12 protein-coding genes are annotated in these 16,271 nt (G+C 41.2%); 7 read left to right on the plus strand and 5 right to left on the minus strand.

All coding sequences use genetic code 11. The features are described 5' to 3' along the window. The first annotated feature begins 69 nt into the window (after positions 1-69). Positions 70-4,305, plus strand: a complete 4,236-nt coding sequence (locus R3E32_27045) for a PKD domain-containing protein (protein ID MEZ4888414.1) — start codon at positions 70-72, stop codon at positions 4,303-4,305. Positions 4,306-4,514: 209 nt separating this feature from the next. Here R3E32_27045 and R3E32_27050 read toward each other — a convergent pair whose 3' ends face one another. Beyond that, on the minus strand, positions 4,515-4,892 hold the full coding sequence (locus R3E32_27050) for a GxxExxY protein (GenBank protein MEZ4888415.1): 378 nt from the start codon (positions 4,890-4,892) through the stop codon (positions 4,515-4,517). 232 nt (positions 4,893-5,124) lie between these two features. Here R3E32_27050 and R3E32_27055 point away from each other — a divergent pair, with 232 nt between their 5' ends. From R3E32_27055 to R3E32_27070, 4 genes are all read left to right on the plus strand, one after another. Further along, a complete protein-coding gene (locus R3E32_27055) occupies positions 5,125-5,496 on the plus strand; it encodes a hypothetical protein (GenBank protein ID MEZ4888416.1) in 372 nt (123 codons plus the stop codon). A gap of 161 nt (positions 5,497-5,657) precedes the next feature. After that, positions 5,658-6,074: a hypothetical protein gene (locus tag R3E32_27060; protein ID MEZ4888417.1), complete on the plus strand. Its 417-nt coding sequence runs from the start codon at positions 5,658-5,660 to the stop codon at positions 6,072-6,074. A 323-nt stretch (positions 6,075-6,397) separates the two neighbouring features. Beyond that, a complete protein-coding gene (locus R3E32_27065) occupies positions 6,398-6,958 on the plus strand; it encodes a YceI family protein (GenBank protein ID MEZ4888418.1) in 561 nt (186 codons plus the stop codon). Between the two features lie 188 nt (positions 6,959-7,146). Further along, positions 7,147-8,040, plus strand: coding sequence for a DUF5777 family beta-barrel protein (locus R3E32_27070; GenBank protein MEZ4888419.1), 894 nt, complete (start codon positions 7,147-7,149; stop codon positions 8,038-8,040). A 598-nt stretch (positions 8,041-8,638) separates the two neighbouring features. On the opposite strand, the gene R3E32_27075 is transcribed toward R3E32_27070, so the two are convergent. The 4 genes from R3E32_27075 to R3E32_27090 all read right to left on the minus strand — a co-directional run bounded on the left by R3E32_27075 (position 8,639) and on the right by R3E32_27090 (position 12,620). Beyond that, positions 8,639-10,198 (minus strand): hypothetical protein, encoded by a 1,560-nt coding sequence (locus R3E32_27075; protein ID MEZ4888420.1) that lies wholly within the window; start codon positions 10,196-10,198, stop codon positions 8,639-8,641. A 65-nt stretch (positions 10,199-10,263) separates the two neighbouring features. Then, on the minus strand, positions 10,264-10,770 hold the full coding sequence (locus R3E32_27080; protein MEZ4888421.1) for a hypothetical protein: 507 nt from the start codon (positions 10,768-10,770) through the stop codon (positions 10,264-10,266). Positions 10,771-11,131: 361 nt separating this feature from the next. Further along, the gene (locus R3E32_27085; protein MEZ4888422.1) at positions 11,132-11,485 is read right to left on the minus strand and encodes a hypothetical protein; all 354 of its coding nucleotides are present in this window, start codon (positions 11,483-11,485) and stop codon (positions 11,132-11,134) included. Continuing rightward, entirely contained in the window at positions 11,478-12,620 is a 1,143-nt protein-coding gene (locus R3E32_27090; protein MEZ4888423.1) for an NAD(P)/FAD-dependent oxidoreductase, read from the minus strand. The genes R3E32_27085 and R3E32_27090 overlap by 8 nt, the downstream gene beginning before the upstream one ends. 116 nt (positions 12,621-12,736) lie before the next feature. Between R3E32_27090 and R3E32_27095 the strand changes: the two genes are divergently transcribed. Continuing rightward, positions 12,737-13,342 carry a hypothetical protein gene (locus R3E32_27095; GenBank protein MEZ4888424.1) on the plus strand — a complete coding sequence of 202 codons (606 nt, stop codon included), beginning with the start codon at positions 12,737-12,739 and terminating at the stop codon, positions 13,340-13,342. A gap of 388 nt (positions 13,343-13,730) precedes the next feature. Beyond that, entirely contained in the window at positions 13,731-16,247 is a 2,517-nt protein-coding gene (locus R3E32_27100) for a PIG-L family deacetylase (GenBank protein MEZ4888425.1), read from the plus strand. The last annotated feature ends 24 nt before the right edge of the window (positions 16,248-16,271 follow it).

The raw sequence follows: 16,271 nt of genomic DNA on the forward strand, positions 1-16,271 counted from the left end.
ACTTCCGATGCCACGACAGGCGTAGATGCTTGGGATTCAGGACTATTGAATCAAGACGCAAGTTTTCAAGTGACCCCTACGACTTTGGGCAATCACCCTTACTACTGCACTCCGCATGGCGCACCGAATGGCGTGGGAATGTCAGGAGTGATAACGGTCGTTCCCGACTGCAACAACAACCAAGTTTCGGCAACCTTGACCTTCAATGAAGCTAATGGCGGTTTTGGTGGCTTCAATGTGTTGGTGGACGGCACGGCAACAGCCGATAGCCCTTACACCTACGCTGCAAGCGGCTCAAATTCGGTCAATGTCTTAATCAATGGCGATGGACAAAACCATACCGTTGAAGTGCAAGACGTGGACAACGGGACTTGTGCTGCTTCCACTTCAATAAGCACCGTAGATTGCAGTTTCACCCCACCTTGCGAATTGAGCCTTTCCGCCACCCAAACATCGGGCTGCAATACCGCCAATGAAGTGCCTTTGGAATTGACCATAACGGCAAACAATGAAGGAGCAAGCGGCTTCAATATTTTGGTGGATGGAGTCATTACTTCAACACAAACTTACAATACGAGTGGAACTACAATTGTCAATCTAAATCTTTCGGGCGATGGACAAAGCCACACGATTGAAGTACAGGATGTGGACGATTCGACTTGTTCGGCAAGCACCACAACTATACTTCCAGACTGTTTTGCGGTATGTGATTTGAGTAATTTGACCTTATTGAGTGATGAACCACAAACACATATTGTTGAAGTGAAGGATTTTGAATTTGTGCCAAAAGAGTTGACGGTTAATGTAGGAGATGTTGTGCGATTTGAATGGACAGGAGCGATTCCTCATACAACTACTTCTGATGTTTTGGAGGGTGTGGATAGTTGGGATTCGGGTTTGTTGGGGCAAGGGTCAATTTTTGAAGTGACTATTCAGACAGAGGGTGTTCATTCTTATTATTGCATTCCTCATGGTGCGCCAGGCGGAATTGGTATGTCGGGTGTGATTACTGCTTTGTGGAATGGAGAAAGCAATTCTGTACCTGTATTGGCTCGTTTTGAAGCAGAAAATGGTGGTTTTGAAGGGTATCGAGTGTTGGTAGATGGGACGGTGACTGAGGGAAGTCCATACAGTTACAGCGATATAAGCGTGAATGAGGTTGTGGTGAATGTAGCAGCAGATGGATTGAGTCATATCATTGAAGTGGAGGACGTTGGAGATGTTTTTTGCAGTATTGAAGGGGCTATAACAACGATTGATTGCTGCCCTGAACCTCTTTGCAGCTTGAGTATTGCATCCGAACAAATATCGGATTGTGATTTTGATGGGCAGATTGAAGTCGAGGTGAGCATTGAAGGAATAGAAGTGGGTGAGAATGGCTTTAACTTATTGATTGATGGTAATTTATTGCAGGAAAGTCCTTTTAATTATGCGGTTTCGGGAACGACTGTTCAGACAATTTCGATGGTGGGAACGGGAACAAGTCGGCAGATTGAAGTGCAAGATGTGGACGATGCAAATTGTAGGGCTACGACTTCAATTGTGGCTCCGCTTTGTGGAGAGTTTTGTGAGGTGTTGAATTTGAAGGTGGCGACAGAGGAGGCGGTGAAATATGTGGTGGAAGTGCGTGATTTTGAGTTTTTTCCGAAAGATATTGAAGTACGTGTGGGTGATACGGTTTCTTTTGTTTGGACAGGAGCGATTCCACATTCTGCTACTTCGGATGCGATTTCGGGAGCGGATGTTTGGAATTCGGGCATTATTGGGCAAGGTTCTGTTTTTGAAGTAATTATTCAAACGGTTGGCAATCATCCTTACTACTGTATTCCGCATGGCGGTCCTGGGGGTATTGGCATGGTGGGTACGATTAGGTCTTTGCCGAAGTGTACGGTGAATACGGCAAATGTGGTGGCAAGTTTTGAAGTGACGAATGGCAGTCCGAATGGCTATCGGGCGTTTTTGGATGGTGCTTTGGTGTCTGAAACGGCTTTTGTGTATCAAAATGCAATGGGTGTGAATTACTTGAATTTACCGATTTTGGGAGATGGTGAAACGCATATTTTGACCCTGCAAGATTGGGACAATCAAGTGTGTGCGGCAAGTGTGGCCTTTGAAGTTCCGATTTGTGGTTCGGGAGGTTGTGAGATTGTGAAGTTGGCAGCTTTTACGGGTCAAAGCGTGAGGCATATTGTTGAAGTGCGTGACTTTGAGTTTTTTCCAAAAGAGATTGATGTGACGGTGGGTGAAACGGTGCGCTTTGTTTGGAAAGGTGTGATTCCACACACAACGACTTCGGATGCGACTTTGGGGGCGGATGTTTGGGATTCGGATTTGTTGGGAGAAGGGGCGGTTTTTGATGTGGTGATTCAAACGGTGGGGGAGCATCCTTACTACTGCACTCCGCATGGTGGACCGAATGGCATTGGTATGTCGGGAGTGATTCACGCTGCAATGCCTTGCGAAAATGATGAAATGACGGTGCAGTTGGATTTTGAGGCAATCAATGGCGGGGATGTGGGCTTTAATGTGTATGTGGATGGGAGTTTGCTGCCTGAAAGTCCATATCCTTATGACAATTCTAGTGGGGTAAATTCACAAATCATTCGTTTGGAAGGAGATGGAGCAGTACATACGGTGACGGTTCAAGATGTGGAAAGTGTAATTTGTGCCGACAATGCCCAGTTATTTTTGCCGCAATGTGGGGCTGCTTGTGAGATTTCCAATATTTCGGCAAGCGTCAATGAAGGCAAAAAGCACACGATTGAAGTGAGAGATTTTGACTTTTTTCCAGCAAATTTGACCGTCAATGTGGGCGATGTGGTGGAATTTGTTTGGACGGGAGCAGTGCCGCATACAACGACTTCGGATGCAACAGCGGGCGTAGATGTTTGGGATTCGGGCTTGTTGGGGCAAGGAGCGGGTTATGAAGTGGTCATTCAATCGGTGGGTGAACATTGGTATTATTGTATTCCGCATGGTGCGCCAAATGGTGTGGGAATGGCGGGTGTGATTGCGGCAATTGACCCTTGTGAAAATGGAAATCTACCTGTTAGGCTTTTCTTCAATGCTTTGAGTACGGGCTTCAATGGTTTCAATGTGTTGGTGGATGCTCAATTGACTGCGAATAGTCCTTTGAATTACAACGGAATGGGGCAGAATGAGGTGATGATTGAAGTGACGGGTGATGGTGAAACGCATTTGATTACGGTGCAAGATGTGGACGACCCAACTTGTCAGGAAACGATTGAACTTCAGATGCCTAATTGTAATGATGTTTGTTTGGGCTTCCATGCGGCTTTTTCCTTCAATGTGGTGGCAGGTAGTTTGGTGGTGCAATTCAACGATGCTTCAACGGTTGGCGTGGATAATTGGATGTGGGATTTTGGGGATGGTATGACTTCGATGGAGGAAAACCCCATACATACTTTTGAGAATGAGGGTAGCTATGAGGTTTGCTTGACGGTGGAAGATGTAGGCTTGGAATGTAGTGATACTTTTTGTACTGCAATTGCAGTGGGGGAAGTGGTTTGTGAGGCAAATTTTGAAGTGGAAAATGAAGGATTGACGGTTGAGTTTTTGGATATTTCGGTGAGTAGTGATGTTGTTGTGGAATGGTCTTGGGATTTTGGAGATGGTTTTGATTCTGATTTGCCGAATCCAACGCATACTTATTCGGATTTGGGTACTTATACTGTTTGTTTGGAGATTACAACTGCTGATTGTACGCATCAATATTGCGAAACGCTGGACTTGACGGATGTGTGTTTGTTGTTTGAAACGGATTTTGCGTATGAGGTGAATCACGGTGATTTGACGGTGCAATTGTTTGATTTGACGCAAGGTGGGGTGGATACTTGGCTTTGGGGTTTTGGTGATGGAGTGACTTCTAATGTTCAGAATCCTACTCATGCTTATTCGCAGGCTGGAAATTATACGGTTTGTTTGTTGGCTCGCAATTCTGAAACGGATTGTTTTGAACCGACTTGTAAGGTGGTGACGGTGGGTGATGTGGTGGGTATTGAGGATTTGGATTTGCGGCAAGTGCCTTTGGTGATTTTTCCGAATCCTTCGAGTCGTGAAAATGTGACTTGGCGCATTGTGGGGATTGATTCAAGGGATTTTGGGAGGGGGTTGTTGCTACAATTGTATGACTTGCAGGGAAAATTGGTGTATGGAGCTGAGGTGATTGGTAGGGAAACGGTGGAGGTTCGATTGGAGGAGAATTTAGTTTTGGCGGAAGGGATGTATTTGATGCGATTGGAAGGTGGGGATAGGAGGTATTTTGGGAGGGTAGTTTTGGAGTAGGCGTGAACTTTTGTGGCTCGCAAAGGCGCTAAGTACGCAAAGGGTTTTTGTATGGGGTCTCGCAAAGGCGCTAAGTACGCAAAGGGTTTTTGTATGGGGTCTCGCAAAGGCGCTAAGTACGCAAAGGGTTTTTGTATGGGGTCTCGCAAAGGCGCTAAGTACGCAAAGGGTTTTTGTAATGCTTGGCGTACTTGGCGGCTTTGGCGAGACTATAATCCATTTGCTACTCGCTTAATTCCATCTTTTATTAGGACTTCGTTGAAATTGATGAGTAAGCCTAATTTCTTTTCGGTTAGACGCAAGTAGGTTAGTAGGGTTTTAAAGAATACTGGGTGCATGGCTTGTACGGATTTGAGTTCTACAATGACTTTGTGTTCTACTATTAAATCTGCTCTGAAACCGATTTCCATTTTGATGTCATCGTAGATGAGTCCAATTTCTTTTTGTCTTTCTACGAATAAACCTAGTTTTCGGAGTTCGTAGCACAAGACGGTTTCGTAAACGGATTCTAATAGACCTGGACCTAATTTTTTATGGATTTTGAAGCAGGTGTTTACTATGATTTTTGCAATTTCGTTTTCGTGCATGGGAAGTGTGTTTTGATTGAAGTTATGTAATGTTTTTTGGAGTGTATATAGTAGATTTGATAGGCTAAAGTTATGGAAAATCAGAAAAACTACCTAAACATTGATTCCTCTTTCCTATTCAGCAGTCCTTTCTTCCCATTCGACTGTATTTGTGTGGTAGTGATTGAAGTAGTCCTTATCTTTGAATTGTAAATAAAAGGCAACATTTCTGCCCTTCATCAATTAACCGAATATGAAAAACCTTTCTTTCCTTGTGCTTAGTAGCTTATTGTTTTTGAATGCGTGTTACTACGACATTGAAGAAGATTTGTATCCTGAGCCAGAGGGAAGTACCTGCAATACAGAAGATGTTTCTTTTTCTGCTACGGTTGTTCCGATTTTGCAAACCAATTGTTATGTGTGTCATGCGGCAGATGTGGCTTTGGGTGGAATCATTTTGGAGGGTCATTCTGAGGTATTAAAGGTGGCGAACGATGGACGTTTGTTTGGGGCGATTTCTCACAATTTGGGTTTTTCTCCTATGCCGCAAGGTGCACCGCAATTGTTGGAGTGTGATATTCAGCAAATTGGAGCTTGGATAGATGCGGGGGCGTTGGACGACTGACGGTGGATGATGAACAAATTTAGATACATGTTTAATTTTTATAAGAAGGGAATATAAGTCTCTCACTTCAAAAAGTATGAATAGCAATCTTTTATGTCCAAAAAATGAAGTCTGACTTCTTGATTCTCTTATTTGTCTTCTGATTAAAAAAACAAATCATCATGAAAAAATACATCAAATACATCTTGTTACTGGCGGTTATCGGAATTTCATCTGCCTATTTTATGTACAACAAACCTCATAAAAACATCCAAAAGGCAAAGGCAGATTTCGCCTTGAACGCTACTGATTTGTTTACCGAATACGAGTCCAACGAAGAAACCGCAAATGCGAAATACTTGGACAGAGTGGTGGAAGTGGAGGGGAAGATACAGAGTATCAAAACGGAAGACAACGGACAGACAAGCGTTGTATTGGATAGTGGAAGCATGATGTTTGGAGTTAATTGTCAAATGGATACGACCAAATTGGAAACCCTTACTCGCTACAAAGAAGGTGATAACATCAAGCTCAAAGGCGTTTGTACAGGAATGTTGATGGACGTTGTATTGGTACGCTGTGTACCTATCGAATCATAGAGAATCCTTATTATATTTTAAAATAGTCATTATAGTAATTGATTTAGTCGGTGGCTTTTCACTTTATTGAAGAGTCACCTTTTTCAAACTTTCAGAAAAAAGCATCCATTAAAACCATTAAATAAACGTAATTACTTAGGTACTAATAATGTTGAAAATCAAATACATGCATTTTTTATTAATTAACCGTAAATTTTATAAATATTTGATAAACAGCAAGTTAATTATATTTATATAATTTTTATTTAATATTTACATGATTGTTTATTATTGATAATCATTCTCTTAAAATACCTAAGTAGTTACAAATAAACAACAACAAAATGAAAAACATCTTTTTAATTTTAGCCCTATTTGCTTTTTCTTCAATTCAATCTACTTTTGCCCAAGGCAAATATTTCACACGTGATGGTCATGTCTCTTTCTTTTCGGCTGCTCCAATGGAGAATATTGAAGCGGAAAACTATAAGGCAACGAGTATTATAGATACTGAAAACGGACGCATGGAGTTTGCGATTTTGATTAAGGCTTTTGAGTTTGAAAAGGCTTTGATGCAAGAACACTTCAATGAGAACTACATGGAGTCGGGCAAATATCCTAAAGCGACTTTCAAAGGCCAGATTCAGAATGCTTCGGTGATTAATTGGACGGAAGATGGCAGTTATGAGGTGACAGTAATTGGTGATATGACGATTCACGGTGTCACCAAAAACATCACTACCAAGGGTACAATAGTGGTGGAGAATGGTGCGATTAGCGCTAACTCTACATTCAAGGTAGCCGTGGCGGATTACGATATTGAAATTCCAACTGTGGTGGTAGAAAATATTGCCAAAGAAATTGAAGTAACGGTTGATATGAAATATCAACGCTTAGAAAAGTAATCTTTTTTTGAACTAGGAAATATATAGGAATGAGGTTGGAATGGGTATCTGTTTCAACCTTGTTCTATTAAGTAGAAAGACAGAAATGAGAAGCCATACTTCAACAAACATGTTAAAAATATATTTTATAAAAAATTATTTTGTTCAACTACTTACTTTTTCAATATCCCAACATCAACATTATAACCATGCAAAAAACACTTTTTACCATCATTTTAATTCTTTTTACTTCCTGCGCTTTTGCCCAAGATGACCTTTTGGACTTACTGGGCGAGGACGAAACTGCTGTACCCGAAACTGAATATATAAAAGCGAGCTTCAAAACTACGAGGGTTATCAATGCTCATTCACTCGAAAATACGGCTGGTGGCGTTTTGGACATCAAAATATCGCATCGTTTTGGATTTTTGAATGGCGGTTTGTACGAACTCTTTGGATTAGACCAAGCTACGATTCGCATTGGTGGTGATTATGGGATAACTGATTGGCTGATGGTCGGTTTGGGGCGCAGCAGCTTTGAAAAAACGTATGATGGATTTGTGAAATTTAAGCTGATTCGCCAGAGTCAGGGGGCAAAACAAATTCCGATTACCTTGGCTTTTGCTTCAAATGTTGCCATCAAAACACTAGAATGGCGCAATCTTGATAGGGAAAACTATTTTAGTTCTCGCCTCACTTTTACACATCAATTTATTTTGGGGCGTAAATTTAGTGAATCAACTACGCTGCAATTGATGCCTACTTTGGTTCACCGCAATTTGGTGGAAATGACGACAGAGAAAAATGATGTATTGGCGTTGGGGATTGCAGGGCGGCAAAAATTGTCGAAACGCATCGCTTTGAATTTTGAATACTACTATGTGCTGCCCGACCAAATTTTGGATAAATACACCAATTCTTTATCTCTTGGTTTTGACATCGAAACGGGGGGGCACGTTTTTCAACTGCATTTTACCAATTCTACTTCGATGATTGAAAAGGGTTTTGTGACGGAAACGGTGGGTAATTGGTTGAATGGGGATATTCATTTTGGGTTTAATGTGTCGAGGGTGTTTACGGTGAAGAAGCGAAAAAGGAAGTGAGGTCTCGCAAAGTCGTTAAGTACGGCAAAGAGGTTTGGAGGTCTCGCAAAGTCGTTAAGTACGGCAAAGAGGTTTGGAGGTCTCGCAAAGTCGTTAAGTACGGCAAAGAGGTTTGGAGGTCTCGCAAAGTCGTTAAGTACGCAAAGAGGTTTGGAGGTCTCGCAAAGTCGTTAAGTACGGCAAAGAGGTTTGGAGGTCTCGCAAAGTCGTTAAGTACGCAAAGAGATTTGGAGGTCTCGCAAAGTCGTTAAGTACGGCAAAGAGGTTTGGAGGTCTCGCAAAGTCGTTAAGTACGCAAAGAGGTTTGGAGGTCTCGCAAAGTCGTTAAGTACGCAAAGAGGTTTGGAGGTCTCGCAAAGTCGTTAAGTACGGCAAAGAGGTTTGGAGGTCTCGCAAAGTCGTTAAGTACGGCAAAGAGGTTTGGAGGTCTCGCAAAGTCGTTAAGTACGCAAAGAGGTTTGGAGGTCTCGCAAAGTCGTTAAGTACGGCAAAGAGGTTTGGAGGTCTCGCAAAGTCGTTAAGTACGGCAAAGAGGTTTGGAGGTCTCGCAAAGTCGCTAAGTACGCAAAGAGGTTTGGAGGTCTCGCAAAGTTTTAATTTATTCAAAAAATCCTTTCGGGAAATAAGCAAATATTCGATTTTCTTCAACTTTTTCGTTCTGCAAATGAAAATAATAATTGCCGTACTTCAATTTCTTTAAATCTATTTGTAGTTTATGTTTTCCTTTCTTGAAGCTTTTATTTTCAAAGAACTGCAAAACAGTATTTCCTTCAAAATCAATAATTTCAAAGGTAAGATTTTCAATACTTTTTTTTGCTTCAATTTGAACTTCAAAATCGGAGTGGATAATATTGGTAGCAGTAGGCAAAAGGTAAAATTTAGATGTGTTCATAGTCGGATTTGTATGAGGGTTAAAAGAAAAATAAACCAAAAACAATTCTTCATACATACGTTTTCCCCAAAGCATGGTTCGAGGTGGGTCGTTGGGATTTGCGAGGTTTTCGAGTGTATTGTCGTATTCTGCAAGGGCATGAATGACGGTTCCTTTCTTCAATATTTTGGGAGCTTGGTACTCAAAAAACTGCTTCCAATGAAAATCCCAATCTTTGATTTTTAACAATACTTCTGCCTCTCTATTATTGGGGGCGACTGCAAAAATTTCCCATTTGCGTCCCAAATAATGCGCTTGTGGATAAAGTCCAAAGAGTTCTATATCGAAAGGCACAGTGAATTTGGCGTGGTAACGTGTTCTTTCATTTGCTGCAATCAAAAATGTATCGTTGGTCATATTGAAGGGGTGGATGAGTGGGGCAGTTTGAATCGTTTGTGGTGTGGGCTTGGGCGAAAACTTCAATCGGATGGCAGAGGAATCTTTTTGGGGAACGCCTGTTGGACCATAGTGAATGTGGAGGAGTAAGGTGGCGTTTTTGGGTAGAAATTTGGCTTGATTTGCAGGGAATTGACTGTAAGATTGTGATGGATTCCACGAATACCAAAGGCTTTCAGTAGGTACAAATCCCGGGGTTCCAAAACTGAAATAACCATATTGCGGGTCCCAATCATCCCATACTTTTACCTGATTTGAAGTATCAACCGAAATAGTGGCATGGCGTACAATTTTCGGATTTCCTGCTACAAATTCTATGGCACTCACCCATTTATCTTCTTCAAAATTGGTTGGTAAAGCGAAAACTCGGTATTGGTCGTAATACACACCGTATTGTTCAAAGGCTTCGGATATAGATATGACCGCATCTGGTTCACTTAATGAAAGAGGTTTTGGGAATGGTTGTTTTTTTTGATTGGCTTCACCCTCCAAAAAACCTTGTTGCATCCATGATTGAATCTTGTTGATTTCTTCTTGCGATAGTCGTTTGTCGCCTTTGAAGGTATGTGGTTTGGTGGGTTCGTCTGCCAAAAAAGGGGGCATTAAACCGATTTGGGTAACATGGGCAATCATTTTGCCGTATGCTGCTACTTCCTTGTAGTTACTCAAAGACATGGGACCGATTTGGTTAGTTTGGTGGCAGGGTACGCACTTCAATTGAAGGATGGGAGCAATGTGCTGGTGATAGTTGATGGAGTTCTGTGTTTGTGCGTAGGTATTGAAGGTGAGCATCAGTAAGAATAGAATGAGGGGAAAGGTTGATTTTGACATGGATCGGGTGTTTTTTCTCTCGCAAAGGTGGAAAGTATGCAAAAGGGGGGTGTTTTTTGGGAAGGTTATTGATTGAAGGTGATGAAGCATCCAATGGCGGGAAGCCAGGGGGGAGTGATTTTTTCTCCTTGGGTGATGCGGGTCAGCATGTTCACCAAATCGTTGATGCGTTGTCCGTGCCTCATTCTGCCCAAAGCTGCATAGGCATTGCTGATTCTTCCTCGATATAAAAGATCTTTTGTTTGACTGTCGGTAATGGCTACTTCGGGAGTGATGGTTGCGCCCAATTTTGCAGCGAAAGATTGGTCTATGTCCAGTTTTACCTCAAATTGTGGTAATTCGTATTTCTGCAAAAATTGGGAAGCTGTTGCTTGTGTACTTTTGGCGGAAGGAAAAACGGCATAGAATGTAGCGTTTTCTCCAAACTGTTCAACCGCAATACGTAAGGGTTGCGCCATGTAAATACTGATGGGGCATTCTTCGGCAAGGAACACATAGACGTTTAGGTTTTTTTGGGCGAAAACAGAAAAGGAAGCCAATAGAGCAATCAGTGTGAAGATAGTTTTTTTCATTGTTGTGCTTTTTTACCAAAGATAAACAGGTTATGTTATTGAAGGGCAAAAAAGGTTGCTGAATGAGGAATATTGATTTCTGGATGGGGCATTTGATTATTTTTTTGTTGTAAACATTGGTTTACAATCTGTTTAGACTTTGGACAGATTTAGAGTTATCAAATACTTGAAAAATGCTTGTTTTCAAGTATTTGACAGTTAGTTTTTTGTGACTCAAACCATTATTTGGACTCTTGAACTTATGGGGTAATTTTTTAGACTTTGGACAGATTTAGAGTTATCAAATACTTGAAAAATGCTTGTTTTCAAGTATTTGACAGTTAGTTTTTTGTGACTCAAACCATTATTTGGACTCTTGAACTTATGGGGTAATTTTCAAGAGTCCAAATAATGCTGCCTTAAATGGTTGGTTTAATCGTAACTGGTTCAATACCATACAAAATTTGTAATCACTAAACACAAATTTCGTCCAAAGTCTAAAATTATTATCCAAGCAGAGGAATCCTTTATTTTGCGTAAGGCAAATATAGCCTTCTTTTGCTTTGCAGCAATTTACTACTTTGCTATCCAATGGAATGACTTTGTTCTTCAATTTAAAAATCCTTTCCTCTTCAATAGTGCAGGATTGAAGGAATAATAAGGTTTGACAAGAAACCAGCAACACAAATAGTACCCATAAACTAACTTTTGGTGTCATTTTTTTGAAGTCAATCATTTTGCGACCCTTTTATTGCCTCCGCCACCGTTTCCGAGTCCGTCACAATCGTTCCCAAAATACCACCCAATTTGTAATTGTCATAACCTACAAAATACAAACCTTCAAAATCACCTATTCCAACCACTTGCTTAGGCACATCATATTTGTCCAACAAACCATCCGTTGTTTCCAAAAAATCCTCCAATTGCGAACGATAGCCCGTACAAGCAATCACAGCATTAAAACCGTGGCGTTCTCCATTTTTGAAGGCGATACCCGTTTCATAAAAGTAGTCAATATCAGGCAGAACTTTGATTTTACCTGCTTTGACCTGCGCTACTGTGCCAATGTCAATCACAGGTGTTTTCCCCGTAGTTGTTAGTTGAACAGTAGGGTTCATTTTGGACATGGGAATACCGTACTTGGTCAAATCGCCAATCACTATCTTGCGAATCTGCATCCCCAACCAATCCCCCAAACCAAAAGGCAATTTCGCCAATTGTTTGGCAGTCAATTGAACAGGTCGCCCATTGACATCTCTTGGAACAAAGTTAATCGGACTGCGAACCGAAATATAGGTATCAATTCCCTTTTCACTCAAATCCAGAGCCACTTCCGCACCTGTATTGCCCATACCCACGACCAACACTTTTTGACCTGCAAAAGGAGCTGGATTTTTATAATTTCGGCTGTGAACAATCTGCCCTTGGTAGCTTTTCTGACCTTTCCAAGTCGGAAAATTGGGAATGCGGTTAATGCCCGTAGCAATCACCACATTTTCGACTTCAAAAGACTTTTCCGTATTGGTTTCTACCAACCAATGATTGTTGGCTTTTTGGCGAATAGAAGTCACCGAAGTATTGAAGTGAGGCTGGATGTCAAACGTTTGGGCATAAGTCTCATAATATTTTACCAAATCTAAACGAGGCACATAGGTTGGGTATTCTTTTGGAAAAGGGAGGTGCGGCAATGCCGATAATTGCTTGACAGTGTGAAGGTGTAAGCGGTCATAGTGATTTGTCCAAGACCAAGCAATTTTATCTTTTTGCTCAACGACTTCAAAGGGAATATTCATTTTTCGCAAACGCCCTGCAACGGCTAATCCTGCGGGACCCGCACCAATGATGAGATTGGGAGTTTTTGTAGTAGGCATATTTTATGAATTGTTTTGGAGCTACAATGTAAGAAGAAAATGGAATTTTTTAGATACCTGAAAATTGGAATAAGTAAAATTTTATCCTAATTTTAGGAAGACAAACAGATTAAAAAATGAATACGAGAAAAATAAGAAAACACAAAGAAAACCTTATTAAACTGTTGATTCTGATAGGTTTTTTTACTTCTTTGTTTAGTGATAATCCCATTACTAATGTATTTTTTGTGTTTTTTTTGGGGATTGTTCTTGTGTATGGTGTTTATGACAAAATTCGTTATCGGCAGGGAAAATATCCAAATGAGATAAGATATCCAACTCAGAATGATACTTATTACAAAGTTACTTCACTGACTTTAGGAACAATTGTAATACTGGGAGCTGTGATTTGGTTGGTTTTAACAACTGAGTTAATTTTTATTCCATATATTGGATTGGTGATGGGAGGATTGGTTTTAGCAAATGGCATATTGGATTTTTCAAATGGAAAATTAAAAATTGAAAACAAGCATTTAGATTTATTATGTGATGATAAACCTATTGAAATAGAGGAAATTGAATCGATTTATCTGCTTCCCAATCAACTCATAGTTTTAGGAGTGAATGGCAAAAAAATCACTCAAACAGGACTAAAATTAGACGAAAAGTGGGCCGTTAAAATCGAAGAATTTCTAAAGCAAAATACTGATAATCAAAAATATGAAATTCGTAATCATTTCTGATACCCACAGCCTCCACGAAGAACTGCAATTACCGAAAGGGGATGTAATTATTCGTAGATCAAATCAAACCTCAATACCCTATTTTTGGACATATTCATGCGAGTTATGGAAAGGAGAAAATTGGAGAAACGATTTTTATCAATGCTTCTAATTTGGATTCTTATCGGGGTTTGGTGAATGCTGTAGTGGTTTTGAAGTGGAGGTTAACTCATTTCCTTTTCGTTTCTTCACTTATTGAAAAACTCATGATACTTATACCCTTTCCCCATATTTACTGCAAAAACGTCCAAATCCCCCAAATATTTCAGATATTTGACGAAGAATAAAACATTCACTCACCTTCAAATGTAAAGAGTGAACCGTTTAACAATATCAAATATCCGACTTTATGCGAAATACAATTCAAACCCTACTCATGCTTGTTTGTCTGATTGGTTTTTCCCTTCAATGGAACACCACACAAGCACAAGCTCCCAAAAAATGGACGACAAGCGACATTCAACACGCCCTTAAAAAACTCAATGTAGTTGGCACAGCTTTATTCGTTGCAGCTCATCCAGATGATGAAAATCAAAGGATTATCTCCTATTTTGCCAACGAAAAAGGTTTGCGAACCGCTTATTTGTCTTTGACCAGAGGAGATGGAGGACAAAATTTAATTGGCCCCGAAATCCGAGAATTGTTGGGTGTTTTGCGTACCAATGAGCTATTGCAGGCTCGAGGCGTGGATGGTGGTGAGCAAATGTTTAGCCGAGCCAATGACTTTGGCTATTCCAAAAATCCAGAAGAAACCTTTGCGACTTGGAACAAAGAAGAAGTCTTGGGCGATGTTGTGTGGGCCATGCGTAAGTTTCGACCCGACATTGTCATCAATCGCTTCAACCATGAAGGCGATCGCAAAACACATGGACACCACACAGGTTCAGCCATTTTATCCGTTGAAGCCTTCGATTTGGTGGGCGACAAAACGGCTTATCCCGAACAATTGAAGTATGTGAACACTTGGCAACCTCATCGGATTTTCTTCAATACTTCTTGGTGGTTTTATGGCAGTCGTGAAGAATTTGATAAAGCAGACAAAAGCGGTTTGGTGAGTTTTGATGCGGGAGCGTATTATCCATTGCTTGGAAAATCGAATACCGAAATTGCAGCAGAAGCCCGCAGTATGCATAAGTGTCAAGGTTTTGGTTCGACAGGCGAACGGGGTTCGATGGCGGAATATTTGCAGTTTATTGATGGCGAAAAACCGACCGACAATGACCCTCTTTCGGGTATTAATACAGGTTGGTCACGATTGAAGGGCGGTGATGCGATTGGCAAAATTTTAGCTTCAGTGCGAGATAATTTTGATGCAAACGACCCTTCTACAAGCGTTCCAAAATTGTTGGAAGCATTGAAGCTAATCGAAAAATTGGAGGACAATTATTGGCGTGAAGTCAAATCAAAAGACATCAAAGAGGTGATCAAAGCCTGTTTGGGGATGTATTTGGAGGCCGTCGCCAGCGATTTTTCGGCAACGAAAGGGCAAGAAATTGAATTGAGCATGGAAGCCATCAACCGTTCGGATGCACCTGTGACTCTGAAAAGTGTGCAATATTTACCCATGAATTTGGATAGCAGCATAAACACTAAGTTGGAGAAAAACCAAGATGTTTCCTTCAAAAAAACGCTAAAAATTCCTGCAAATATGCCTTCAACTTCTCCTTATTGGCTCAACAAAGACGCAAGTTTGGGTATGTACAGCGTTCCCGACCAGACTCTGCGGGGCTTGCCGAATACGCCTCGACAGTTTCGGGTGAAGTTTGTATTGGACATTGCAGGTACGCCTTTTGAGTACGAAACGGAGGTAGTTTACAAAAGTAATGACCCTGTGAAAGGTGAAACCTACCGACCTTTTGAAGTGATTCCGCCTGTATCGGTGGCTTTGACTGAAAAGGTGTATTTATATCCAAACGATGAAGCACAGACCATCAAAGTAATGGTGAAAGCTGGCCGTGAAAATGCGGCAGGCGTTATCACCATTGCCCGCCCACAAGGTTGGACCTTGCAGCCAGAAGCCGCTAAGTTTGATTTGCAGCAAAAAGGCGAGGAAAGAACCTTTGAATTTCAATTGATCCCACCCAAAAATCAAAGTGTGGGAGAGATTACCGCACTAGCAAAAATGTCAGGAACAAATGAAGCATTTACGGATGAAATGATTGTGATGGAATACGACCACATTCCTACACAAACGATTTTGATGCCCGCTACTTCAAAGGCTGTTCGGGTGGATTTGAAGAAAAAAGGCGAAAAAATTGGCTATATTGTAGGGGCTGGTGATGCGATTCCCGAAAGTTTGGAGCAGATTGGTTACAAGGTGACTTTGTTGGAGGAAAAGGATATAGAAGCCGAAAAAATGGCGCAATACGATGCGGTAATCGTGGGGATTCGTGCCTTCAATACGGTGGATGCCTTGAAGTTTAAGAACAAAGAATTGATGCAATATGTGAAAGAGGGCGGTACGGTGATGGTGCAGTACAATACGAGTCACCGTTTGGTGACAGAAGATATTGCACCTTATCCATTGAAATTGTCTCGTGACCGTGTGGCGATTGAAGAAGCTGAAGTGCGCTTTTTGAAGCCCGAGCATCCTGTTTTGAATACACCCAACAAAATTACATCTGCCGACTTTGACGGTTGGGTGCAAGAGCGTGGCTTGTATTTTCCGAATGAGTGGGACGAAAATTTTGAAGCGATTTTGTCGAGCAATGACCCTGATGAAGAACCTTTAGATGGTGGTTTGTTGGTGGCGAAATACGGTGAAGGTTATTATGTGTATTCTGGCTATTCTTGGTTTAGGGAATTGCCTGCGGGAGTGCCTGGGGCGTATCGCTTGTTTGCGAATTTGATTTCTATTGGGAAGTAGATAAAAGATATTCGCCCAAAATCC

This window comes from Chitinophagales bacterium, from assembly GCA_041392475.1.
GTDB lineage: Bacteria > Bacteroidota > Bacteroidia > Chitinophagales > UBA2359 > JAUHXA01.

Excerpts from the sequence above, each read along its gene's own strand:
- R3E32_27055 (MEZ4888416.1), top strand. The coding sequence starts at position 5,125 with ATGAAAAACCTTTCTTTCCTTGTGCTTAGTAGCTTATTGTTTTTGAAT.
- R3E32_27090 (MEZ4888423.1), bottom strand. The coding sequence starts at position 12,620 with ATGCCTACTACAAAAACTCCCAATCTCATCATTGGTGCGGGTCCCGCA.
- R3E32_27085 (MEZ4888422.1), bottom strand. The coding sequence starts at position 11,485 with ATGATTGACTTCAAAAAAATGACACCAAAAGTTAGTTTATGGGTACTA.
- R3E32_27060 (MEZ4888417.1), top strand. The coding sequence starts at position 5,658 with ATGAAAAAATACATCAAATACATCTTGTTACTGGCGGTTATCGGAATT.
- R3E32_27075 (MEZ4888420.1), bottom strand. The coding sequence starts at position 10,198 with ATGTCAAAATCAACCTTTCCCCTCATTCTATTCTTACTGATGCTCACC.
- R3E32_27095 (MEZ4888424.1), top strand. The coding sequence starts at position 12,737 with ATGAATACGAGAAAAATAAGAAAACACAAAGAAAACCTTATTAAACTG.
- R3E32_27070 (MEZ4888419.1), top strand. The coding sequence starts at position 7,147 with ATGCAAAAAACACTTTTTACCATCATTTTAATTCTTTTTACTTCCTGC.
- R3E32_27065 (MEZ4888418.1), top strand. The coding sequence starts at position 6,398 with ATGAAAAACATCTTTTTAATTTTAGCCCTATTTGCTTTTTCTTCAATT.
- R3E32_27050 (MEZ4888415.1), bottom strand. The coding sequence starts at position 4,892 with ATGCACGAAAACGAAATTGCAAAAATCATAGTAAACACCTGCTTCAAA.
- R3E32_27100 (MEZ4888425.1), top strand. The coding sequence starts at position 13,731 with ATGCGAAATACAATTCAAACCCTACTCATGCTTGTTTGTCTGATTGGT.
- R3E32_27080 (MEZ4888421.1), bottom strand. The coding sequence starts at position 10,770 with ATGAAAAAAACTATCTTCACACTGATTGCTCTATTGGCTTCCTTTTCT.